The sequence below is a fragment of the Mycobacterium sp. SMC-4 genome (assembly GCF_050205565.1).
GTDB lineage: Bacteria > Actinomycetota > Actinomycetes > Mycobacteriales > Mycobacteriaceae > Mycobacterium.
This window is the reverse complement of the sequence record NZ_JBNMQU010000003.1, coordinates 349,392-370,892: the sequence shown is the minus strand read 5'-3', so window position 1 is coordinate 370,892 and position 21,501 is coordinate 349,392. Positions and strand designations below refer to the sequence as shown.

The following is a 21,501-nucleotide window of genomic DNA, read 5'->3' as shown; positions in this document are numbered from 1 at the left end:
ATCGAACGATGACACCCGACGACGTGGTGACCGAGTTCTGCGCGAAGTGGGCCGCCCCGAACCCCGAGGAGCTGGCCTCCTACTTCACCGAAGACGGTGTGTACCACAACATTCCGATGGATCCGGCCGTCGGCCGTGAGGCGATCAGAGCGTTCATCGCCGAATTCACCGCCATGGTGGACGGGATCGATTTCCAGCTGCACCGGCAGGTCGGCTCGGGCGGCCTGGTCTTCAACGAGCGCACCGATGTCATGCGTTTCAAGGATGGCCGGACCCTCGCGCTGCCGGTGGCCGGCGTCTTCGAGATCGCCGACGGGCGCATCGCGGCCTGGCGCGACTATTTCGACATGGCGACGGTCACCAGAGCCTGGAGTTAGGACATGACCGCCACGGTGATCGTCCTGTCCCTGCTGGCCGCCCTGGCCCTCGGTCTCGCGGTCGCGTTGCTGGTGCAGACTCGACGCCTCCACGCCGCGCGTGAGGAGGCCGACGAACTGCGTCGCCGCCTCGACACACGCCAACTGTTGGTGTCAGGCGGAACCAAAGCCGTCAAGACGGTGTGGGAAACCGCCAACATCCTGCGCCGCGACGGTTTGGGTGCGGCGGTGCGGTCCTCTATCGAGGATCTGGCCGACTGGGCCGAGGTCGAGCGTCCCGACCTGGCCAAGGTGGCGCCCGGTGGGCGCGTGGCGATCATGTTCTCCGACATCGAAGAATCCACCGCGCTCAACGAACGCATCGGCGACCGGGCGTATGTGCGGCTGATCGGTAAGCACGACAGGGAAGTTCGACGGCTCGTCGATCGGCACGACGGCTACGTCGTCAAGAGTCAGGGCGACGGTTTCATGGTGGCGTTCGGCCGGCCCGAGCAGGCCGTCCGCTGCGCGGTCGCGATCCAGCAGGGACTGCGCCGTCGCTCGCGGGATATGAAGGTGCGCATCGGCATTCACACCGGCAAGTCGGTGCTGCGCGGCGACGACCTGTTCGGCCGCAACGTCGCGATGGCGGCGCGGGTTGCGAGCCAGGCCGACGGCGGCGAGATCCTGATCAGCCAGGCCGTACACGACACCGTCGCCGAGTGTGACGACATCGTGTTCTCCGACGCCCGGGACGCCGAGCTCAAGGGCTTCGCAGGCAGCCACCGGCTCTATTCGGTCGAGTCCGCTTGAGACTGTTCGGCCGCGGCCAACCGCTGATGCAACCGCGCGCGGATGTCGTCGGCGGTGTAGGAGTTGCGGCGCCGCTGATCCCGCGCCACCAGGACTCCACCGGCCACCACCCCGGCGGCACCGGCGAGCCCGACCCACTTCCAGATCCCACGCATGCAGGTCAGTCTGCCTAAGCTGCCACCATGAAGCCACACACGGTGACACTCGACCGTGCGCTGGAAGAGACCCGCACCGGTGACATCTGGTTGTTCCGCGGGCAGTCCGGTCCAGACCGAGCCATCCAGTCGTTGACCAACGCGCCCGTGAACCACGTCGGGATGACGGTGGCGATCGACGATCTGCCGCCGCTGATCTGGCACGCCGAACTGGGCGACAAGCTCCTGGACCTGTGGACGGGTACCCATCATCGCGGCGTTCAGCTCAACGATCTGCGCGACGCGGTACACCGGTGGGTGCACACCTACGGCCAGCGGTGCTGGCTGCGTCAGTTGACGCCGTCGGCCACCCGGGAGCAGGAAGACCTGGCGCTGAAGGTGATCGCGCGGATGGACGGCACCCCGTTCCCCTCGACTGCCCGGCTGACCGGACGGTGGCTGCGGGGACGTCTCCCGGTGGTCAGCGATTTCACCCGCGGAATCCCATTCGTGCACAACAAGGTTCGTCAAGCAGCTGAGCGTCGCAAGACGGCCCGGTCCACCGCCGGTCTGGAGACGGCGTACTGCGCCGAGACGGTCGCCATCACCTATGAGGCGATGGGGTTACTGCAGACCGAGAAGCACTGGAACTGGTTCGACCCCGGGAAGTTCTGGAGCGGTGATCAGCTGCCCCTGAGACACGGCTATCGGCTCGGGGCGGAGATTGCTGTGACGGTGTGACCCACGTCGTCGGCGAAACGCCGACGCGGATCGCGGTCGCGGCACCACCGAGGTGGTTTGCTGTTGGTAACACCTTCGTTTCGCGGTGCCATCAGGGAGAACAGCCATGCCGACCTCGATCGAGGATGTCCCCTCGTCCGAAACCGCCGCATCCGGCGGGCTGAGCTCCAAGTTGTCTGCCCTCGCGATCGTGGTGGCCTCGATCGGGACGATCGCGATCCTCTTCCTGTTCCTCACCAGCCGCAACGACGACATCGCGGCTGTGCAGCCGGTTCAGGCGACACCGGACACCGTCGCCGAGTCGACGTCGGGTACGCCGACTCCGCGGCCACCCGTCGCACCTACCCTTCCTCCGCCGGCCGCGGCGCTTCCCCCACCCGCCGCCGCAGCCCCCGCGCCGGCGGTCGAGAAGTCGCAGATCGACAACCGCGGCTTCGTCGATTCCGAGGCCCGCTGCGATTCCGGGGTGAGCGCGGTGGCGATCGCACGCACGTCGCGTGCGGCGATCGTGATCTGCCGGGACCGCGCCGGTGACCACGAGTACCGCGGGGTGCGCCTCATCGATGGTGCGTTCCTGCAGCTCGACGACGTGCGGCCGATGGCCGCCGGGTTCGAGGCGCGTAACAACGACACCACCTACCGGCTGTCGCCGACGGAGTTGGTGGTGCTCTCCGGTGAGACCCTGCAGAGTCGCGACCCGATGGTCGAGTATCAGGCGCACTGACCAGGGCGCAGCTGTGCTCGGTCTGTGACCTCGCTGCGATGGCGGCAGGGCAGGATCGAGGCCATGACCGGCCTGGCCGTGGTGATCGCGGTGACGGCCGCGCTGGGGGTTGGCTATCTGCTCGGCCGACGCGCGGATCGCCCGCCCACGTCCTGGCGACAGCGCACCTCACGAGCAGCGTTGTTGAAGCAGGCAGCGCAGCTGGCGGCGTTGGTTGCGGTGCATCGGCTCAGGCGCGTCATGCGTCGTCGCGGAACTGCAAGGGCGGCAGCCAGTACGCACACATCGCCGCGCGCTGCACTTCCGTGGAGGGTGGGCCTGTTTCCCGTCCTCGCTGCGAGGGTAGGTTGCCGACATGCCGCTGCGCTTTGTCGATCCGCATCGCAGTCGTGGATCCAAGTATCAACAGGGCGTTCGTTTCGGTCGTTCGCGGCTCGGTCAGTTCATGGCGCGCCACATCGCTCGCCACACCGATCCCCTGCTGTTTCGCCTCACCGGTGGCCGCGTCAACATGGGGCCCATCATCAACGCGCCGTTGGTGACCGTGGGCGCGAAGTCGGGCAAGCGTCGAGTCACGCAGTTGACCTACTTCCACGACGGCACCGACGTGGTGCTCGTCGCCTCCAATTTCGGCGGCGACAAGCATCCGCAGTGGTACCACAACCTCAAGGCGAACCCCGAATGTGAGTTCGGCGGTGAGCAATTCACCGCGCACCAGGTCTTCGACGCGGGTGAGTACGCGCGTCTGTTCAAGCTCGCCGAGCGCGTCTACCCCGGCTACGCCGACTACCGCGCCAAGACGGAGAAGTCCGGCCGCGACATCCCGATCTTCAAGCTGACGCCCCGTTAGCTTTTCTTGCCCTTGGCGGCCTTCTTGTCCCGGTTGACCCGAACGGCCTCCTTGATCAGCGTCACGAACGCGTCCGTGTCCAGTTCGTCGTCCTCGCGCAGGTCGATGGAACGCCCGACGGGAGCCTGCAGGCTCGCGTTGAACAGGCCATCGGGGTCTGGGATCGACGACCCTTTCGCGAAGTTCACCTTGACCTTGCCCTTGTACATCTCCAGCGTGCAGATCAGGCCGTCCAACGAAAAAGCCGGTACGCCATCGGGATTCGACGGCTTGCGCCACTTGATCTCTTCGATGACATCGGGTTCTGCTCGGTTTATCAGCGACCGGATCTCATCGATCCGGTCGATGCGCCAGTCCTCACTCATATGCCCCAATGTACGACTGGAGCTAGCGGTTCTCGTGCCGCGCGGGGCCCCGCGGAGAACTCTTGTCACCGGTGCGCGGTGTGCCGTCGGCGGCGGCCGGTGATTCGGTGTCCGCGTCGTCGGTGGCTGTCGCCGCCTCCTCGACCTCGGTCAGATCCTCGGCCACGATGTCGTCGTCTGGGCCCGGATTTTCTGGATCCGTCGCCTCGCCGGGGCTGTCGGGCGCCACCCCGCGGGGTTCGACGCCTGCTGCGGCGGGGCCCTCGGAGGTGACGGCAGCGAAAGGTCGGTTTTCTGCCTGGAGTTGCTCGTCCTCGTCGCGCTCGTCGCGGATGGACGAGCCGATGTCCTGTGTCATCTCCAGAAGCGACGCGATGGGGCCGGCAGGCGCGTGCTCGACGTCGTCGACCGGACTGATCAGACCCGGCAGCGGCAATCCACCCAGCGGATATCCGCCGTTGAGCATGCCGTCGACGATGCGTCCGGGGACGTTGAGGACGGCGCTGAGCAGGCCGACCACGTCGAATGACCGCACGGCGTCGATGACGTCCTGCACCGCAGCTCTGGTAGCGGCAAGACCGCTGAGCAGTGGACTGATCGCGATGATCGCCATCGACGGCAGCGAACCGGGCTGGTCGGCGATGATGCCCAGATACTCGGCGGTGCTCGTCGCGCTACGAATTGGTGCGGCGACGATATCGGCCACCGCCGTGACCAGTGCCGCACCGTCACCGACGCGCAGAGCGGTGAAAGCCTCGTCGAGAGCGGCCAATTGGTTCTCGATGGTGGCCCGCGTGATCGGCAGGGGGTCGGCCAGGTAATCCGCGCCCAGGGTCGCCAGATTGTTCAGGGAACGGGCGATCAGCTCCGGGTAGAACTGGAACGGGCTGGGAGTCGCCCCCAGTTCGACGACCGAGCTGTTGGCGGCAGGGGTGATCTCCGTTGCGGGCGGGTCGATCGGCGCAAAGGTGATGACGCCCGCAGCGAGCGCTACGGCACCCGCGACAGCACACGACTTCACCCCGATGAACACGACAATCGCTCCCCCCTGGGCCGCGCCGTCTCGAACCGTCGGCCGAACCAGCAAACTGACGGACGGCTCGGTAAGTGTACCGGCCGGCGGATCAGAGCGGACGGATTTACCACATTCGGACAGCAGATGCTTGCGTTTTCAGCTATTGGAGTAGCGCACGTGCACCGTGCCGTCCGCGAAAACCCGATGCTCGACGAGCCGGAGGTCGAGCTGCAGGCCCTCGGGTAGCGCGCGCAGGCCGCCGCCCACGATCTTCGGCACGACGAACAGCTCGATGTGATCGACCAGGCCCGCGCGGAGGGCCTCCGCAGCGGTTGTCGGGCCGAAGATCTCGACCACCCCGGACGCGGCCGCCACAATCTCCTGCAATCCGGTCAGACTCAGCTGCCGCACGATGCGGGCCCGGGCTGACCCGAGGTCGTCGTGGGTGAGCGTGGAGGACACCACCACCTTGTCGATGCCCTGCCAGCGCCGCGCGAATTCCCGCTCGGCAGCGGAACCGTCTTCGTCGTCGTAGGTCTCCCAGTACTGCATCAGTTCAAAAGTCTTGCGCCCCAACACCTCGACGGCCACCTCGGCCATGCGATCGACATGGACGGCGAACTGTTCCTCACTGGGGGTGGACCACTGGAAGTCGCCGTCCTCGTCGGCGACGTATCCGTCGAGGGATACCGTCGTGGAGTAGCTGAGCGTTCCCATGCCTGTCCGATTCCTTCACTGCTCCTGTGCGAGCTGTCGCCTGATCGCTTCCTTGTCGATCATCGAGCAGATTTCGGTGATCCGCTGAGCGTTGAACTGTAGAAGACGTGCTCGGCGAACTCGACAGTTCACCAGACAGATCGCATCACCGATGAGCGTCTCGGCGGTGGGCGACATGGATAACGCGGACGACTACCCGGTCGTCGAAAACCTGCTAGATGACCCGGAATTCACCGCGTCGCGCGGAGTACCGGCCTTTCAGTTGGTCGCGCAGCGGCTTGCCTACCAGGTACGGGCTGTCCGCCAATGGACCCTGGATGAACTCTCAACACCCGACCGCCTCCGGAAGCACTTCGGTCAGTGCCCTCTTCGCGGCCCTGGTGAGCTCGACGCGATAGGTCACCGAGGCAGCCGCCCAACGGCGCGCATCTCCTCGGTCACCTCGTCGATTGTGAAGATCTCGCCACGCCCGGCCTCTACCTCGGCTGCCCGGACTTCGCGCATCAACTCCTGATCGCCGAGGATCGCCAGCGTCTCCATGATCGCGTCGTAGTCGTCGGCGCTGAGGATCACCGCCGCACGACGGCCCTGACGTGTGACCTCAATACGCAAATGAGTGCGGACAGCCTCGTCGACGAGCTTGGAAAGATTGGCTCGAACCTCAGCCAACGGAAGCGTAGTCATGTACAGACTTCTAGCGCGATCGTAGAACTCGAGCAGTTATCGATTGAGTGATCATCGAACCTTAGTAACGGGGGCGGCATGACCAACTACTGGTCAGGGTTGACGATCGATTGTCTAGATCCGATCCGAATGTCGACGTTCTGGGGACAGTTGCTCGCCATCGAACCGTCGCATGAGCACGGTGACGATCCACCTTGGGCCACCCTCGGATCTCGATCGGGGTCCGACTCCTCGACTCACGTTCCAGCGAGTGCCCGAGACGACGTCGACGAAGTTTCAGGCACTCGTCACGACTACGACGAAGGTGTCGTTCTCGTCATGCTGGATCCCGAAAACCACGAGTTCTGTCTAGTCCAGAGTTTCGACGGACCAACCGCCAGAGGTTGAATCGGCTTCCTAGACGTTGAAGCGGAACTCCACTAGCACCCGATCTACGGTGCGTCCGCCTCCAAGAGATCGCACTGGTCGATCCAACGGGCCAGGGTGCTTAATATCGCGAGCTGTTCCAGTGCCTCCTGAGGGGCAAGGTCCGCCGTACCGTGCGTCGCCGGGTTCCGGATGGCGGCGAAGCATCCCTGCCCAAACTGTAGGAGTCCGGTGCGCATCGCCCTCACTGTCAGGTCGTTGTCCTCACCAGGCCAACGTAGGCGCGGCTTACCCTCCTCGGGGGGATTCGGTGAGAACACCTGGGCCATCAGCACGTTGTCCGAGACATCTCTCCGGCGAGTGAGATCTTGGACGTGGGCGTTCACGAAGGTCGCCGCACGCTGGACTGCCGATGAGTAGTGCTCGTCGCGCCACAGCTTCGCGGCCGCGTCCCACACCAGAGGATGCAACGATTCAGCAGACATCGTCGGCGCAGAGGTCCCCTGAATGTACTTTTCGGTCTCTGCGGCATAGGTCAAATGGCCAAGCGCACGCTGAGCCAGATCAATGCCCGTCCGCAACTCGACGAAGCTCAGGTTGTTGGTGGGTTGGATCAGCGCGTCGACATTCTCGATTTCGAGTACCACCCCGATTACCCGCCTCGTCTGAATTTCCCGTTCGAACAGAGCGTCAGTCTTCGGCCCACGTTTGCAGACAGCCGATTCAGGGAAGAGAGCCCCAGGGTTGATCTTCAGCGCGGCTATGCCGTGCTCGATCCACCAGGTCAGCACGCGTTTCGCCCAGTCAGGGTCGACCGTCTCCGGCACTCCTATCCCTTCCCCCTAGACGTTGAAGCGGAACTCCACGAGGTTCCGCTCTGTACAGAACCTGGCGGTTGACTTTGATACCTGGCCGTTGACTTTGATCATGCCCGCTTCGCAAGCCAGGACGAGACCTGAGATTTGAAGGGCTGCATGCGTCGATAGGCGTCGCGGGCGAACGAGACCTGCCAATCAAAATCCTTATGGCGGATCTCCGCGTGGATGTGGATGTAGTTCCGGGCCGTGTAGAAGCCTTTAATTTCACTCCCGAGGGATTCGTCAAGAATTCCAAGCTCCACCGCCGCCGCAACCTTGCTATCGAACCGGATTTTCGACTCTTGCGCGCGGCGCGTCGCCATTACCGCCCCGACTATGTCGTTGGCGTCGTCATCATCGAGGCGACGAATGCGGTCCATAATGTGGCCCGGTAACGGACGTTCGACCAGCGCACGGTACTCATTGAGGCGCTGAACTATTGGTTCTTCGGCTGCTTCTACAAACAGAAGGTGATGGACAGACGCCTCGTAGATCGAGGCATACTGCTGGACCTGCAACTGCACCTGCGCCTGGCTCGCCCACTGCTCGTCAATTCTCAGCCCTTCCCAGAGCTTGTACAGGCATCTCGCAGCGTAGAACTCCTGTCCGAGGCGACTACGCAGATCCGAATCGCCGATGAATTCGAAGTAGTTGACGTGCCAGTCGAGGTCGCCCGGCAAGTCGGCGAGTGCGTAGCTCACAACTTCTGAACGGGTGGGTTCGGGGAGAGGCACAGCACTACTTCTTCGGCTACTGACTAGACGTTGAAGCGGAACTCGACCACGTCGCCGTCGGCCATCACGTAGTCCTTGCCCTCCATCCGGACCTTGCCGGCGGCTTTGGCGGCCGCCATCGATCCGGCTTCGACGAGGTCGTCGAAGGACACGATCTCGGCTTTGATGAAGCCCTTCTCGAAGTCGGTGTGGATCACGCCGGCAGCCTTGGGGGCGGTGTCGCCCTGGTGAATCGTCCAGGCGCGCGCCTCTTTCGGCCCGGCGGTCAGGTAGGTCTGCAGCTTCAGGGTGTGAAAACCCGCGCGCGCCAACGCATCCAGGCCGCGTTCGGTCTGACCGATGGACTCCAGCAGCTCGGCGGCGGATTCGTCGTCGAGTTCGATCAGCTCGGACTCGATCTTGGCGTCGAGGAACACCGCGTCGGCGGGGGCCACCAGCTGCCGCAGCTCGGCCTGCTTGGCCTCGTCGGTCAGCACCGACTCGTCGGCATTGAACACGTACAGGAACGGCTTGGACGTCATCAGGTTGAGCTCACGCAGCAGCGTCACGTCGACGCCCGCCGAGAACAAGGTCTTACCGCTGTCGAGCACCTGCTGGGCCGCCAGCGCCGCCTCGTGGACCGGGCGGCGGTCCTTGTGCGTGCGGGCCTCTTTCTCCAGCCGCGGCAGCGCCTTCTCCAGGGTCTGCATGTCGGCCAGAATCAGCTCGGTCTCGATGATCTCGATGTCGGACTTCGGATCCACCCGGCCGTCGACGTGTACCACGTCGTCGTCGGCGAAGACGCGCACCACCTGACAGATCGCGTCGCTCTCGCGGATGTTGGCCAAGAACTTGTTGCCGAGGCCGGCGCCTTCGGAGGCGCCTTTGACGATGCCGGCGATGTCGACGAACGTCACCGTGGCAGGGACGGTCTTCTCCGACCCGAAGATCTCGGCGAGCTTGTCCAGGCGCGGATCAGGGAGCGCCACCACGCCTTCGTTGGGTTCGATCGTCGCAAACGGATAGTTGGCTGCCAGCACGTTGTTGCGCGTCAACGCGTTGAACAACGTCGACTTACCCACGTTCGGCAGTCCGACGATTCCCAGATTCAGGCCCACGGAGTCCACAGTCTGCCAGATGTGATCGGCTCACCACCGTCCGCTGGCGGCGTCCGGTAGGGCCAGCCGGTACGGTCGACGTGTGTCAGCACAGCGCACCCGGCCGGCGGTACCCGCCGATCACCGCTCTGCGCACCCGGATATCGCAGGACTTCCCTGGTGGGGTGCGGTCGCGGTCGCGTTGATCTGTTGCACGTTGGGCTTCGCTTTCGACGCCGGATCCGGCGGCGGCAACCTGACGAAGGTCTTCGGCTCGCTCTACGTTATCGGTTGCCTGGCCGCAGTGCTGTCGGTGCGCCGGTCAGGTTTGTTCACCGCGATCGTCCAGCCGCCGTTGATCCTGTTCGTCGTGGTTCCCGGGGCGTACTTCCTGATGCACGCCTCGGAGATCCAGGGGCTCAAGGATGTGCTGATCAACTGCGGCTACCCGTTGATCGAACGCTTCCCGCTGATGTTCTTCACCTCCGCGGCGGTCCTGCTGGTGGGTGGCGCGCGCTGGTTTCTGGGTCGTTCCGAAACCTCCACCGACGCCGAGCAGGATTCCGGGACAGCGCGTCCCGGCGTGCTTGCCAGCCTGACGGCGATGATCAATTCCCGACTGGAGCCCAAGGGCACGTCCGACGCGCCGCGGCGCCGTCGGCCGGCGGAGCGACCCGGCGCGACCAAGGCCGCGAGAACGCGGTCCGAGCGGCCCGCGCGGCGGTCCCCGTCGAGCAGTCGGTCGCGACCGACCCGGCCACCGGAGAGCGACGTCGACCCTGTCGATCGACCCCGCCGGCGCCGGCCGCCTCAGTCCGACACGCCGGCCGACGAGCGACCGCGTCGCCGGAGCCGTCCGACGGGTGAACGCAGTCGCCGCGGCGACGTGCCGCCGCGGGACCGTGAACGCCGCCGTTCCGAGCGTGGGTATCGCGAACGTCCCGACGCGGTGGACCGGGACCGTCAGCGCCGCGCGCAGCGTCCTCGGCCGCCGCGCAGCGAAAGCTACGACGGTTACGAACTGTTCGGTGGCTATGAGCCGTCCCCGCGGTCCGCGCGCCCCGACAGCAACCACCACCCGGTGTCCCGGGTGCGTTACCGCGGCGCCGATGACGGCGACGACCATCCCCCGCGGCGTCGCGCGCCGCGGGACCGCGACGCCGACCGCTGGAACTACGACATCTGACCGGCGGCCCGCAGGAAGCGGCCGGCCGCGTCGACGGCGGGCGCCGAGGTGCCGGCGTCACTGACGAAGACCGCGAGCGCGAGGTCCCCGTGGATTCCGACGAACCAGCCGTGGGCGTGCTGATCGTCCCCCTGACCTGCGGAGTACTCGGCGGTCCCGGTCTTACCGAGCAGGTCGGGAATGTCCTGCAACTGCGTGGCTGTGCCGTCGGTGATGGTCTCGCGCATCATCGCCCGCACCTGCATGTCGACCGCGGACGGTAGGGGCTCCGGGGTGCGGTCGGGCACGCCCGGCTCGCCGTCGACGATCGTCGGGGCGGGCACCGATCCGCGAGCCAGGGTCGCGGCGACCAGCGCCATGCCGAACGACGTCGCGGTCACCTTGCCCTGCCCGATCCCCGCCTCCACGCGCGCCGCGGAGGTGTCGGCGACGGGCACGCTGCCGGTCACGGTCGTCATGCCGGGGGCGACGAAGTCGATCCCGAGGCCCAGCTGCGCGGCGGCCCTGGTGAGGCCGTCCGGGGGCAGGTTCACCGCGAGGCGGCCCATCGTGGTGTTGCAGGAGCGCGCGAATGCGGTGTGCAGTGGCACCTGGCCGAGGTCGAAGTTGTCGTCGTTGGGGATCTGGCGGCCCTCGATGTTCTCGGTGCCGGGACAGGCGACGACACTGTCGGAGGTGACCTGGCCGGACTGCAGCGCGGCCGACACCGTCACCGTCTTGAACGTCGAGCCCGGCGGATACAAACCCGTCAGCGCGATCGGGCCTTGCGCGTCGGCCGCGGCGTTCTGCGCGACGACGAGCACGTCACCCGTGGAGGGCTGAAGGGCGACGATCGTCGCCGGCGTCGTCAGCGGGGCCAGGGCGGCCTCGGCGGCCAGCTGCGCCGAGATGTCGAGCGTGCTGGCGATGTCGCCGACCGGCTCGGCGTCCCGACCGCCCACCCTGCGGGGACCGGCCGCGGTCTGCGCCGACACCGCCCATCCGGCCGCCTCGTCGGTGCGCTGCTGCCACAACTCGGTCAGGCCCGCCAACGTCGGTGAGGTGAGCGTCCGATCGGTGGCCAACAGCCGCGTCTGCGGCCGCAGCGTCACGCCCGGCAGCGCGGCCAGCTGCTCCTCGATCGGCGTGAGGTCGTCCTCGCGCAGCGTGATGGCGGTGACCGGTTTTCCTGCCGCGGCGGCCAGGTCGGCGCTCAGCGACTGCGGCGTGATCGTCGGGGCCAGCGGATTGAGCAGGGCGGCAACGGCATTGACGTCGACGCCGGGAGCCACGTCGACGAGGGTGACGATGTGCTGGGTGAGCAGTTCGCCGCCGGCACGGTCGAGCACGCGCGCCGCGGGCACCGGGACGAGCGTGCTGTAGGACAGCGGCCCTTCACCCAACCCGGGAGCGACCGTGTCCGGAGCCCATTCGACGGTCCAATTTCCGTCGGCTTCTGTGGCTCTGCCTTCGGTGGTGTAGGTCCACTCGTTGAGTTTCTCGGGGCCGAACCTCCACACCGTGTCCAGCGTGAAGGTCGCGGTGTTCTCCTGGCGTTGCGTCGACCGCACATCGAACCGCACGTCGGTGCCGAGACTGGCGAAGAGCTGCGACAGCGTGTCCATTGCCGCGGCCTCCTCGTCGGTGAGCGCCGCGGCGGCAGGCGCATCGCCGCGGCCGAGCGCATCGGCGAACTCTGCGACGGCGGAGTCCAACCGGTCCTGGGTGCCGCTGCAACCGGCGAGCAGCAACGCGAGGGTGAGCAGGATGATCGGGACTTTCCGGGCGCTCCGACGCAAAGGCTCCACGTTGCCCGAACGTACCCGTGATCTTCGGCGCGGTAGCTACTCCGGGGCTCAGCCGGCGGTCTTTTTCGCGGGAGTCTTTCTGGCGGCGGCTTTCTTCGCGGCGGCTTTCTTGGCGGGGGTTTTCCTGGCGGCGACCTTCTTCGCCGGGGCCTTCTTCGCCGGGGTCTTCTTGGCCGCCGCCTTCTTCGCCGGGGTCTTCTGGGCGGCCGCCTTCTTGGCCGCCGCCTTCTTCACCGGCGGCGGTTCGGCGGCCGGCGCGCTGTCGCCGTCGTCCTCCCGTTCGGCCGGGCGACGCATCGCGGCGGCGTGCCCGAGGCCGATGACGAGCGCGACCGGCCACTCGATGAGCTGCGCGGCCGCGAGCACCCCGAGTGCACCGTAGAACGCCACCTGCTCCGGTGGCGGCACCTTCACCCGGCCGACGCCCGGTAACTGCACGGAGAACCGCTCAGCGTCGCGCACCAGTTTCGACACGTCGCGGTGATCCGCCACGAACGATCGCGCTGATTCCCACATCTCGTCCTCCATTCGGGCCAGGTAGCTCCCACGGCCGGACCTGGCTTGGTTAGCCTGTCCTGCATGTCTGAGATCCCACGCTCGGTCGGACCCGACGCGTTGATCGCCACCGGCGTGCGGTTGCTGACGCCGCCCCTGCGTGAGGTCTATGCCGTCCTGGTCCGGGTCGGACTGCTCGAGATCGACGACTGACATCGCCTGCGCGACCTCTTCGCCCAGCGTGCGCATCTTTGTCGCGATACCCTCTGCCGCCGTCGGCGCAACCTTCGGCAGTGCACCGGCGATTCCGGCGGCCGCCGCCGCCTGCGCCCAGCCGATCGGGCCCACCGGGGTACAGCCGAACACCTGACTGACGCCCGGTGTGCTGATCACTCCGGCCATCACCGCCAAGGTGCCGACGTTGGTCGCCACCACCAGGGGTCCGCGGGAATCGGTGAGCGTCTGCCCCATCTGGGTGAGCACGAGACCGATCAGCCCCATCGTCGCCGCCCGCCGCGGTGTCCCGGTGGCGCGGCCGAACACCCAGGCCAGTGTGCCCCCGGTAGCCGTGGACGCGCCGCGCACCCAGATCGCCCGCCACAGCGCCGACTCGCTGCGCTCGGCAATCTGGTCGCCGGTCTGCGGGCTGACGGCCAGCGCCGCCGCCGGCAGCGCGTCGGTGAGCAGGTTGATCAGCAGGATCTGGCGGGCGTTCAGCGCGGGCCGGCTCGTCAGGAGGCTGGTGATCAGCGCAAAGCTGACCTCTCCGATGTTGTGGCCCACCAGCATGGACACCGCCGAACTCACCCGGCGCCACAGCTGATGGCTCTCGTCGAGGGCGTGGACGAATGCGCCGATCTGCCCGTCGAGCAGCAGCACATCCGCTGCGGTGCGGGCCGGGTCACTGCCCGCCGAGACCACACCCACACCGACGGTCGCGGCGCGGATCGCGGCGGCGTCGTTGGCGCCGTCGCCGACCATCGCGGTCACCAGGTCGGCGGATTCGAGGGCTTGCACCACCTGGACTTTGTGCTCGGGCGCCATCCGCGCGAACACCTGGTGGGTGCGCGCCGCTTCCACCCGGTCCTCGGTGGTGAGCCGCTCCCATTCCGGCCCGGTCATGACGTCCTGCACCGAGACCGGCAACCCGAGGGACTCGGCCACCACCGCGGCGGTGACGGGATGGTCGCCGGTGATCAGCCGGACCCCCAGGCCGCGGGCCTGCAGGTCCTCCAGCAGCGGACGTGCCCCCGGACGTGCGGTGTCCGCCATCCCGATCAAACCCAACGGGGTCATACCCGACCGGCACAGGTTCGCCAGCTCGGCCTGATCGGCCACCGCGGCAGCGGCCTGCTCGGCGGTGAGCTCACGTTCGGCGACGGCCAGTACCCGCATCCCGCCCGACGTCATCTCGTCGATGCGGCGGGTCATCTCGGCCCGTCCGTCGACCAGTGACGGCGTCACCGCCTCCGGAGCGCCTTTGACCGACAGCCGGGTGCCGATCAGCGCGGCGGCAAACGGCCGGTCGGACTGGAACGGCAGTCGGGCGTCGGTTCCGCCGGGCAGGACGCCGGAGTCCGCGGCGGCGAGCCGCACGGCGTCGTCGGTCGCGTGGTCGGAGTGCGTCCTGCTGGTGGGGCGCACCGTGTGCACCGCGGCGGCGAGCACCTGCGTCCGGTCGACACCGTCGAGCGTCTGCACCGAGGTGACCCGCAACAGGTTCTCGCTGAGCGTCCCGGTCTTGTCGAAACAGACCACGTCCAGTCGGGCGAACGCCTCAATGGCGCGCGGGTTGCGGATCAGCACCGCCGAACCGGTCAGGCGGCGGGCTGCCGCCGACTGCGCCAGGGTGACCACCAGCGGTAGCCCCTCGGGCACCGCGGCCACCGCGATGGCCACCCCGCCGGCGACGGCATCGTGCAACGGGGTTCCTCGCAGCAGGCTGAGCAGTCCCACCACGCCCCCGCCGGCCAGACTCCACGGCAGCGCCTTGTTGGTGATGCGGGCGAGCTGCGCCTGCAGGCCGACCTTGCGCGCCTTGCGGCTGGTCAGCGCCGCCACCCGGTTCATCTGCGTGCCGGGGCCGACAGCGGTCACCACCGCCGTGGCCCGGCCGGCCACCAGGGTGGTGCCGGCGTAGAGCATGCACGCGCGTTCGGCCAGCGGGGCCCCGGGCGTGGGTTCGACGCTCTTGGCCACCGGCAGCGACTCGCCGGTCAACGCTGATTCGTCGGCCTCGGCAGCGTCGGCGGTGAGGATGCGTGCGTCGGCCGGCACCACCTCTCCGGCTCTGACCCGGATCACGTCGCCGGGTGCCAGCTCGGCAGCCCGCACCTCCTCGTAGTCACCGGCCGAAGACGGACCGACCAGGCGCCGCGCCACCGGTTCGTGCACCGCGAGCAGCCGGCTCAGCACCCGTTCGGCGTGCAGGGTCTGCTCGGCGGAGATCGCCGTGTTGACCAGCTGCACACCGCCCACCATCAGCGCATCCAGCGGCGAGCCCAGCAGGGCGGTGGCCGCGGCCCCCGTGGTGAGGATGGTGGTGATCGGATCGGCCAGGTCTTCGCGCACCACACCGACGAAATCGCTGACGACTCCCCAGGATCGCGCCGCCGCGGAGGTCAGCGCACGCACCCCGGGAGCCGGCGCCGGCGCCGACGCGGAAGGTTGCCGGGGCGGACGGGGCAGCAGGCGCCGCACCTCGTCGACCGGCAGGGCGTGCCAGTCATGGCCGGGCTCCGGGTACGGCAGCGCCTCCTCGAAAACCGCGTCGCCCCTGCGGTATCCGGACCACAACGCCGCGGTCGCCGCCAGGCTGCCGGCGGTGGGCCCGGAGCCGAGCACCTCGGGCAACAACATCACCGCGCCCAGCGCCGACGCACTCGCCGACATCTCGATGCCCCGCACGGTGGCGGCGCGCGCCGCGGGCAGGGCATGCAGCAGCCGCCACACCCCGGCGAGGTCGGGCACCAGGACGTCGGCATCCCACGGCGGTGGGGAGGCGTCGCGCCAAACACCCACGGTCACGAAGGCGTGGGCCGACGCGGGGCCGGCGCCCGCGCTCAGAAGCGCCACGCGGGCGCCGTCGTCGTGCAGCCGGGTCACGGCAGCCGCCAGTTCCTCGTCGACGCCGCCGACGGTCGGGTACAACTCGTCGAAGCCCTGCCACAGGGAGCGCAACCCCTCGTCGTCGAGCGACACCACCCGGGCACCGGCGCGGCGGGCCTCACTGACCAGAGCCGACGCCAACGGGTCACGGATAGCGCTGACCAGGACATCGCCGGCTCCGCCGGCGCCCGCCACGGTCGCCAGCGGGTGCCAGCCCGGCGTCAGGGCGCCCTCGGCCAGTGCCGAGCGGGCCGCCTCCCAGACCGCGGCCCGGTCCTTGGCGTCCACGCCGCGCACCCGGGTCACCGCCAGTTCGTCGGTGTAGAGGATTCGCGGGTCGATCACCACGGTGTCGACCCGGTCGAGGCGACGCAACGCCACCGGGCGCAGCACCAGCGCGCCGTGGCGGTCGGCCAGACCCCGGCCCAGCGCACACGCGAAGGCCTCGATGATGCTGCGGACCGGGCGCGCGGTCGCGACGAGCGCCGCCTCGCTCGCGACGTCGCGGTTGCGCGCGGCCGCACCCAGGACCGCGGACGCGGCCAGCCCGACGGCCGCCGCGCGGTCGGCGTACCGGACCCCGTCGCCACCGGAGCCGAACTGCTCGATGTCGCGGGGCGTCTCCCCGGATTGCGCCGCGGATCTGATTGCCTGCTCGGTCAATTCGGCTTCCCGGCGGCTCCAGCTACGCCGGGCGTTGAGGGTTTCCGCGGCGCGCAGCGCGCGGGTGGCGGCCTGGTGCACGACTGCCGCGGGCGATGCGGTCAGCACACCGGCGGTGGTGCCCAGCAGCGTCACCGACAGATCGGTGGCCTCGCGGCCCAGATAGCGTTCGAACTGGTTGCGTACCAACGGAACATATTCGGCGAAGGCGCCCGGCAGCGACACCGCCCGGGTGATCCCGCGCACACCGAGGACCGCACCGACCGCGGCCGGTCCGATGCCCGCCGCGGAAATGGCGGCGGCGAGCAGGCGTTCGGCGAGCAGTGCGTCGTCGCCGGGCAGGCTCGCCGGCCTGACCCGTTCGGTCGAGCGTCGCGCCCGCGACTCCGCCGCGTCAACGACGCGACACAGGTCCCCCGCACCAGGCCCCTGCGCCGAAACCCGCACCACCGCGCGGGTATTGGCGATGTTCAGCTCGGCGGCGACCACCCCGGGCTCGGAGCGCAGCGCAGCCAGCACCGCGGCGCCGATGCGCTCACCGTCCTCCGCGCCGAGGCCGCGGACTTCGATCCACCTGTTGAGCCCGGCGGAACTGCTGCGCCGCACCGGGCTGCCGCCGAGCGCCTCCGCCACGACGCCGGCGGTGGTGCGGGCCACCGCTTGCGCTACCCGCACAGGATCCTTCAGCAGATTCACCTTTCACCGCCCCGTTCCGTTGCGCCCCAACCACATTCGACGTCCGCGCGCCGCCCGTACCTCGCGGATCTGCGGGTAGTGGGCCTGAACAGCGCGGGCCACCAGTTCCCGCAACGTCCGCCCGCGCAGACTGCACCCGGCGCATGCGCCGCCGAAGTCGACGGTCAGCACACCGTCGTCCACCGATTCGACGGTGACGACGCCACCGTGCGAGCCGGCCAGCGGGGCGACCTCGCGCTCCAGGATCTCCCCGATCCGCCGTCGCAGTTCGTCGGGTGTGCACTGCTCGTCCCGACCAGGACGCGACAGCGCCTCGAACAAGGCCGAGCGTACTCGCGGCCCGTCGGTCGCCCAGGAGCGCTGATCGCCCAGCGTCGTCCGCACTTCGCCCGGACGCGCCTCGACCGCGCGCAGGGTGCCGTCGCGCAACAACGCCGCCAGGCCGGGACAGTCGGGCGAAAGCTCCTCTCCCCCAGTGACCCAACGCATCACCCGCGGATCGGCGGTGCGTTCGGGATGCAACATGGGGACGGTCATCGCGGTGTCAGCCGGTCAGCCAGATCGTGACGTGACGCGCGACGAAGGCGACGACCCAGGCCAGCACGAACATGTACACCAGCGCCACCGCCGGCCATCTCCACGAATTGGTCTCGCGGTAGATCGTGGCCACCGTAGACATACACAGCAACGCGTAGACGAAGAACATCAGCAGCGCCACCGTGGTCGGCGCGGTGAACAGCAGCTCACCCTGGTGCGGACCGGAGAGGTACACCGCCGACCGCACCGCCTCCGACGGACTCTCCGGGTCGCTGAGGGCGAATATCTGGCCCATCACCGCGACGAACACCTCGCGCGCCGCCAGAGCGCCGAGCAGTCCGACACAGATCCGCCAGTCGAAGCCGAGCGGGGCGAAGACGGGTTCGACGATCTTGCCGAGCGACGCGGCATAGGAGTTGTCGACGACATAGGCCGCGGCGGTCGCCGGGTCCATGCCGGCGACCGCGCCGGTGCGCGGCGGCAGGTTCAACAGGAACCACAACACGACCGAGGTCGCCAGGATGATCGTGCCCGCCTTGCGCAGGAACGCTTTGGCCGAATCCCACATGGCCAGCAGGACCGACTTCACCCCGGGGAACCGGTAGGGCGGCATCTCCATGTAGAACGGCAGCGGATCACCGTGCAGCACCAGCGATTTGAACAGCCACGCGGTGAACATCGCCGACGCGCCGCCGAGCAGTTACAGACCGAGCATCGCCAATCCCTGCACCGACATCGGCCCCCATCTCAGGTCGGGGTCGATCAGCATGCCGATCAGCAGGATGTAGACGGGAAGGCGTGCCGAGCACGGCATCAGCGGGGCGGCCATGATGGTGGCGATCCGGTCCCGCGACGACGGCAGGGTGCGGGTCGCCATGATCCCGGGCACCGCGCAGGCCACCGACGACAGCATGGCCACGAAGGCGCGTCCCTCCAGACCCGTGGAGGCCATGACGCGGTCGACCAGGAACGCTGCCCGCGCCATGTACCCGATGTTCTCGAGCAACGCGATCAGCAGGAATAGCAGCACGATCTGCGGAATGAAGACCAGCACCGAGCCGACGCCGCCGATGATGCCGTTGCTGACCAGACCGGAGACCGCCGCATTCGGGATGACGTTCCCGGCCAGCGGGCCCAGCCAACCGAAGAAGGCCTCGATCAGCTGCTGCAGGGGCGCGGCGACGGTGAAGATCGTCTGGAACAGCACGAACATCATCGCCACGAAGATCAGCGACCCGTACACCGGGTGCAGCACCACGCGGTCGATCGCCGCACTGCGCCGGTCCGACTCGGGAGGGCGGTACCGCGCGGCGGTCAGGACCGAGGACACCCAGCTGTTGAACTCGACGTCGTCGCGCGGCGGCGGGACGGGGGTTCGGGCCCAGGTGTGCGGCGCCGCGAGCAGCTCGCGCAACGGATCGAAACCCTTTCCGCGGCTCGCGATCACCCCGACGACGGGGACGCCGAGGGCAGCGGAGAACCGCTCGGTGTCGAGGTGGCCGCCGCGGGCGGTGAGCTCGTCGATCATGGTCAGCACGACCATGGTGGGCTTGTCGAGGGCCAGTGTCTGCGCGACCAGCGACAGCGAGCGCTCCAGCACGGTCACGTCGACCACGACGGCCACGGCGTCCGGCGGGCCGACGCCCGGCAGCCGCCCGTGCAGCAGATCGGCGACGACCTGTTCGTCGGGACTAACCGGGTGCAGGCTGTACGCGCCAGGCAGATCCTCGATCGTGAGCTTGTGAACCCCGTGACGTTCGCAGCGGTAGTGCGCGGTTCCGACCGTGCGGGTCACCGTCACCCCGGGATAGTTGCCCGTCCGGGAACGCATCCCGGTGAGCTGGTTGAACACGCTGGTCTTTCCCGCGTTGGGGCTGCCGACGAGAGCCACGCGGATCTGGTCGGGCTCGACCGAGACGGCTCCGTCGCCGTGGCAGTGGCTGGTCATTCCTGCCTGGACACGCGGATGTAGGACGCTTCGCGGTGCCGCAGGCAGATGTCGTAGCCGAGCAGGCGGTACTCCGACGGGTCCCCCAGCGGTGCGGTGCGCACCTTGTGTACCCGGGTGCCGACCCGAAACCCGAGATGGCGCAGCCGCTGTGACACGTCCGTCGGGGCGGCGGGGTCGAGGCCGAGGATGTCCGCCGTGGCTCCGGCGGGCAGTTCCGCCAGAGACGAGGAGATCGTGCTGGCGCTCATGGGGGTTCCTCCGCGGCGGTGCGGCCGACTGGTCTGGTTAGCCAAACCTATGCCCGATCGACGTGCCCGCGCAGCGCCCTGGCGACAACCGAAAGATTACGAGTTCCGAGCCCCGGTCAGGGCTGCTCGGCGGGCACCGGAGCCCCGTCCGTCAACGGCGCGAAGTCCGGCGTGGTGTCGTCCGGGCCGTGGACCCAGGTGAACCCGGACATGAACACCAGCAGCAGCAGCGCGGCGACGGCCAGCAGCATCGCCGCTGCCGCGAGTGCAGTGCGCAACCGGCCGCCGGGCGGCCGCGTCGTGGCCGATCCGCCATCCATGACCCGATGCTACGGCGCTCAGGCGAAGCACGGATGCCGGTCAGGAGCGCGCGGGACGGATCTCCCTGGGCAACGCGAACACCAGCGTCTCGTTGGCGGTCGTCACGGGCTGCACGGTGCCGTAGCCGTACTCGGCGAGCCGGTCCAGCACCCCGCGGACCAGAATCTCGGGGACCGACGCGCCGGAGGTGACGCCGACGGTCGTGACGCCGTCGAGCCATGCCGGGTCGATGTCGTCGGCGAAGTCGACCAGATGCGCCGCATCGGCCCCGGCGCCCAGCGCGACCTCGACCAGCCGCACCGAGTTCGACGAGTTCTTCGACCCGACGACGATGACCAGTTCGCACTCCGGTGCCATCGCCTTGACCGCGACCTGGCGGTTCTGGGTGGCGTAACAGATGTCGTCACTGGGCGGGTCCTGCAAGGTCGGGAACTTCTCCCGCAGCCGCCGGACCGTCTCCATCGTCTCGTCGACGCTCAGCGTCGTCTGCGACAGCCAGATGACCTTGTCGGGGTTGCGCACGGTGACCTTGTCGACCGCGTCGGGGTTGTCGACGACCTGGACGTGGTCGGGCGCTTCACCGGCGGTGCCGACCACCTCCTCGTGGCCCTCATGGCCGACGAGCAGGATGTCGTAATCGTCGCGGGCGAAGCGCTTGGCCTCGTTGTGCACCTTCGTGACCAGCGGGCAGGTGGCGTCGATGGTCTTCAGGTTGCGGGCGGCGGCCTCTTCGTGGACGGTCGGCGCCACGCCGTGGGCGGAGAACACCACGATCGCTCCCTCGGGCACCTCGTCGGTCTGCTCGACGAAGACGGCGCCCGCCTTGGCCAGCGTGTCCACCACGTAGCGGTTGTGCACGATCTCGTGCCGGACGTACACCGGAGCGCCGTGCTTCTCCAACGCGCGCTCCACGGTTTCCACCGCGCGGTCCACGCCGGCGCAGTATCCGCGCGGCTCGGCCAGCAACACCCGTTTGCCGGCGACATCGCCGACAACCGAGCTGGCGGCGCCCGGAATCCCCATGTTGACCGTTGTCGGCATGGGTCCCAGGGTACTTATCCACTTCGCTGTCCGCCC

At 68.3% G+C, this 21,501-nt stretch carries 22 protein-coding genes; 6 read left to right on the top strand and 16 right to left on the bottom strand.

Annotation, left to right across the window (positions count from 1 at the left end; genetic code table 11):
• The first annotated feature begins 8 nt into the window (after window positions 1–8).
• Together ACQI46_RS08635 and ACQI46_RS08630 are read left to right on the top strand one after the other, a co-directional pair.
• Window positions 9–377 carry a limonene-1,2-epoxide hydrolase family protein gene (locus ACQI46_RS08635; protein ID WP_427093555.1) on the top strand — a complete coding sequence of 123 codons (369 nt, stop codon included), beginning with the start codon at window positions 9–11 and terminating at the stop codon, window positions 375–377.
• 3 nt (window positions 378–380) lie between these two features.
• Window positions 381–1,169: an adenylate/guanylate cyclase domain-containing protein gene (locus ACQI46_RS08630; RefSeq protein ID WP_427093554.1), complete on the top strand. Its 789-nt coding sequence runs from the start codon at window positions 381–383 to the stop codon at window positions 1,167–1,169.
• On the opposite strand, the gene ACQI46_RS08625 is transcribed toward ACQI46_RS08630, so the two are convergent.
• Window positions 1,148–1,324: a hypothetical protein gene (locus ACQI46_RS08625; protein ID WP_427093553.1), complete on the bottom strand. Its 177-nt coding sequence runs from the start codon at window positions 1,322–1,324 to the stop codon at window positions 1,148–1,150. The two genes, ACQI46_RS08630 and ACQI46_RS08625, sit on opposite strands and share 22 nt — an antisense overlap.
• A 27-nt stretch (window positions 1,325–1,351) precedes the next feature.
• On the opposite strand from ACQI46_RS08625, the gene ACQI46_RS08620 reads away from it, so the two are divergent.
• The 3 genes from ACQI46_RS08620 (at window position 1,352) to ACQI46_RS08610 (ending at window position 3,618) form a co-directional block, all read left to right on the top strand.
• Window positions 1,352–2,044 (top strand): guanylate cyclase, encoded by a 693-nt coding sequence (locus ACQI46_RS08620; RefSeq protein ID WP_427093552.1) that lies wholly within the window; start codon window positions 1,352–1,354, stop codon window positions 2,042–2,044.
• 106 nt (window positions 2,045–2,150) lie between these two features.
• Window positions 2,151–2,768: a hypothetical protein gene (locus tag ACQI46_RS08615; protein ID WP_427093551.1), complete on the top strand. Its 618-nt coding sequence runs from the start codon at window positions 2,151–2,153 to the stop codon at window positions 2,766–2,768.
• Window positions 2,769–3,123: 355 nt separating this feature from the next.
• The gene (locus ACQI46_RS08610) at window positions 3,124–3,618 is read left to right on the top strand and encodes a nitroreductase/quinone reductase family protein (RefSeq protein ID WP_427093550.1); all 495 of its coding nucleotides are present in this window, start codon (window positions 3,124–3,126) and stop codon (window positions 3,616–3,618) included.
• Here the strand turns inward: ACQI46_RS08610 and ACQI46_RS08605 are convergent.
• The 7 genes from ACQI46_RS08605 to ychF form a co-directional block, all read right to left on the bottom strand.
• Window positions 3,615–3,983 carry a DUF1801 domain-containing protein gene (locus ACQI46_RS08605; RefSeq protein ID WP_427093549.1) on the bottom strand — a complete coding sequence of 123 codons (369 nt, stop codon included), beginning with the start codon at window positions 3,981–3,983 and terminating at the stop codon, window positions 3,615–3,617. The two genes, ACQI46_RS08610 and ACQI46_RS08605, sit on opposite strands and share 4 nt — an antisense overlap.
• Window positions 3,984–4,005: 22 nt before the next feature.
• A complete protein-coding gene (locus tag ACQI46_RS08600) occupies window positions 4,006–5,016 on the bottom strand; it encodes a hypothetical protein (RefSeq protein ID WP_427093548.1) in 1,011 nt (336 codons plus the stop codon).
• 138 nt (window positions 5,017–5,154) lie between these two features.
• Window positions 5,155–5,715: a dihydrofolate reductase family protein gene (locus ACQI46_RS08595; protein WP_427093547.1), complete on the bottom strand. Its 561-nt coding sequence runs from the start codon at window positions 5,713–5,715 to the stop codon at window positions 5,155–5,157.
• A gap of 399 nt (window positions 5,716–6,114) precedes the next feature.
• Window positions 6,115–6,399: a type II toxin-antitoxin system Phd/YefM family antitoxin gene (locus ACQI46_RS08590; protein WP_427093546.1), complete on the bottom strand. Its 285-nt coding sequence runs from the start codon at window positions 6,397–6,399 to the stop codon at window positions 6,115–6,117.
• 431 nt (window positions 6,400–6,830) lie between these two features.
• Window positions 6,831–7,592 carry a TIGR02391 family protein gene (locus ACQI46_RS08585; protein ID WP_427093545.1) on the bottom strand — a complete coding sequence of 254 codons (762 nt, stop codon included), beginning with the start codon at window positions 7,590–7,592 and terminating at the stop codon, window positions 6,831–6,833.
• Between the two features lie 98 nt (window positions 7,593–7,690).
• Entirely contained in the window at window positions 7,691–8,323 is a 633-nt protein-coding gene (locus ACQI46_RS08580; RefSeq protein ID WP_427093544.1) for a hypothetical protein, read from the bottom strand.
• 56 nt (window positions 8,324–8,379) lie between these two features.
• Window positions 8,380–9,453 carry a redox-regulated ATPase YchF gene (gene ychF, locus ACQI46_RS08575; RefSeq protein ID WP_427093543.1) on the bottom strand — a complete coding sequence of 358 codons (1,074 nt, stop codon included), beginning with the start codon at window positions 9,451–9,453 and terminating at the stop codon, window positions 8,380–8,382.
• Between the two features lie 82 nt (window positions 9,454–9,535).
• Here ychF and ACQI46_RS08570 point away from each other — a divergent pair, with 82 nt between their 5' ends.
• Window positions 9,536–10,618 (top strand): DUF6542 domain-containing protein, encoded by a 1,083-nt coding sequence (locus ACQI46_RS08570; RefSeq protein WP_427093542.1) that lies wholly within the window; start codon window positions 9,536–9,538, stop codon window positions 10,616–10,618.
• On the opposite strand, the gene ACQI46_RS08565 is transcribed toward ACQI46_RS08570, so the two are convergent.
• The 8 genes from ACQI46_RS08565 to ACQI46_RS08530 all read right to left on the bottom strand — a co-directional run bounded on the left by ACQI46_RS08565 (window position 10,606) and on the right by ACQI46_RS08530 (window position 21,465).
• On the bottom strand, window positions 10,606–12,405 hold the full coding sequence (locus tag ACQI46_RS08565) for a penicillin-binding transpeptidase domain-containing protein (protein WP_427093541.1): 1,800 nt from the start codon (window positions 12,403–12,405) through the stop codon (window positions 10,606–10,608). The two genes, ACQI46_RS08570 and ACQI46_RS08565, sit on opposite strands and share 13 nt — an antisense overlap.
• Window positions 12,406–12,453: 48 nt before the next feature.
• Entirely contained in the window at window positions 12,454–17,367 is a 4,914-nt protein-coding gene (locus tag ACQI46_RS08560) for an HAD-IC family P-type ATPase (protein WP_427093540.1), read from the bottom strand.
• 3 nt (window positions 17,368–17,370) lie between these two features.
• The gene (locus ACQI46_RS08555) at window positions 17,371–17,904 is read right to left on the bottom strand and encodes a NifU family protein (protein WP_427093539.1); all 534 of its coding nucleotides are present in this window, start codon (window positions 17,902–17,904) and stop codon (window positions 17,371–17,373) included.
• Window positions 17,905–17,911: 7 nt separating this feature from the next.
• Window positions 17,912–18,604 (bottom strand): nucleoside recognition domain-containing protein, encoded by a 693-nt coding sequence (locus ACQI46_RS08550; protein ID WP_427093593.1) that lies wholly within the window; start codon window positions 18,602–18,604, stop codon window positions 17,912–17,914.
• A complete protein-coding gene (locus ACQI46_RS08545) occupies window positions 18,605–19,852 on the bottom strand; it encodes a FeoB small GTPase domain-containing protein (RefSeq protein ID WP_427093538.1) in 1,248 nt (415 codons plus the stop codon).
• The gene (locus ACQI46_RS08540) at window positions 19,849–20,103 is read right to left on the bottom strand and encodes a FeoA family protein (RefSeq protein WP_427093537.1); all 255 of its coding nucleotides are present in this window, start codon (window positions 20,101–20,103) and stop codon (window positions 19,849–19,851) included. The genes ACQI46_RS08545 and ACQI46_RS08540 overlap by 4 nt, the downstream gene beginning before the upstream one ends.
• Before the next feature lie 116 nt (window positions 20,104–20,219).
• A complete protein-coding gene (locus ACQI46_RS08535; protein WP_427093536.1) occupies window positions 20,220–20,423 on the bottom strand; it encodes a hypothetical protein in 204 nt (67 codons plus the stop codon).
• Between the two features lie 40 nt (window positions 20,424–20,463).
• Window positions 20,464–21,465, bottom strand: a complete 1,002-nt coding sequence (locus ACQI46_RS08530; RefSeq protein ID WP_427093535.1) for a 4-hydroxy-3-methylbut-2-enyl diphosphate reductase — start codon at window positions 21,463–21,465, stop codon at window positions 20,464–20,466.
• Between the last annotated feature and the right edge of the window lie 36 nt (window positions 21,466–21,501).